The following is a 1,399-nucleotide window of genomic DNA, read 5'->3' as shown; positions in this document are numbered from 1 at the left end:
ATTATTATATTAAATGGAACATGCTTCTGTTGGTTACGAATATTGAATTGCTAAACATACAATGTTTTTAACAAGACGTTCGAACCAACAGAACAACTCGCTTCAAAACGCATACTCAGGGATCGCCTACCACGACTATCTATAAGACCTGCGAGAAACGAGCCTTAAGCACATTCCAACATTTACTTTACGCGGAGGAGCTTTAAAATGAAAGGATATAATATTGATAATTTTGCTGTTTTAATAGGAATCGATTGGGCTGATAAGAAGCATGATATATGCGAACATCCCAACCATACTGAAATATATAATTACTCCATCATTAAACATAAACCTCAAGCATTACATGACTGGGCAATGGAGCTTAAACAACGCTATCCAGAGCAAAAAATCGCTATCGTTTGTGAACTCAAAAAAGGCCCTCTCATTTATGCACTAGCTAAATATGAACACCTGACTTTATTTACCATAAACCCTTCAACAGTTGCAAAATATCGTAAAGCATTCACGCCAAGTGGTGCAAAGGACGACCCTTCTGATGCATTAATACAGGTCGAAATTCTGACGTTACACATGGATAAACTCTCCGTTATTGAGCCTGAGTCAGCAGCAATACGATCACTCTCTCAACTCGTTGAATATCGCCGAGGCTTGGTGCAAAACAGTGTTGATTTATCCAATAAAATAACCGCAACATTAAAGAATTATTATCCACAAGCTCTTGAATGGTTTAAAGAAAAAGACACCATCATATTTTGTGATTTTATTCTAAAATGGCCGTCATTAGGTAAAGCTAAAAAAGCCAGAAAAAAAACATTATTAGACTTTTTTAATGCACATAACTCACGTTATGTAGACGTTAACAACAAGCGGATCCTCGGTATAAAAAATGCAATGCCATTAACCGAAGATAAAGGAGTGATAGAGCCTAACCAAATGTTAGTTGAAGTGTTAATTAGCCAATTCAAAATATTATTACAAGGTATTGAGCAACTTGATAAAGCAATTAAAGGAGCTTACAAAGCGCAAGCAGATAAAAATATATTTGATAGTTTACCAGGTGCAGGCCCACAACTTGCTCCTCGTTTATTAGTCGCTTTTGGCAGTAATAGATCGCGTTATCATGATGCATCAGAGCTACAAAAATATGCAGGTATAGCGCCTGTTATTGAACGTAGTGGCAAGAAAATGTGGACACATTGGCGGTATAGTTGTCCTACTTTTTTAAGACAAACATTTGTTGAGTGGGCTGGTTTTTCGGTTCGTTATTCATTCTGGGCAAAGGCTTATTATGAGCAACAACAAGCTAAAGGAAAACCACATAATAGTATCATTAGAGCCTTAGCCTTTAAGTGGATCAGGATAGTATTTAGATGTTGGAAAACTAACACTCCCTATG

Annotated in this window: 1 protein-coding gene; it reads left to right on the top strand. The window is 36.7% G+C overall.

Annotated features, from left to right (window positions below; genetic code table 11):
- Positions 1 to 207 precede the first annotated feature (207 nt).
- Positions 208 to 1,399: IS110 family transposase (locus SP041_RS20660; protein ID WP_137298013.1), on the top strand; the 1,192-nt coding region annotated here is incomplete at its 3' end.

This window comes from Psychromonas sp. SP041 (assembly GCF_000470315.2).
Lineage (GTDB): Bacteria > Pseudomonadota > Gammaproteobacteria > Enterobacterales > Psychromonadaceae > Psychromonas.
Note: the sequence above shows the minus strand (reverse complement) of the source record. Positions and strands in the feature narration are given on the sequence as shown.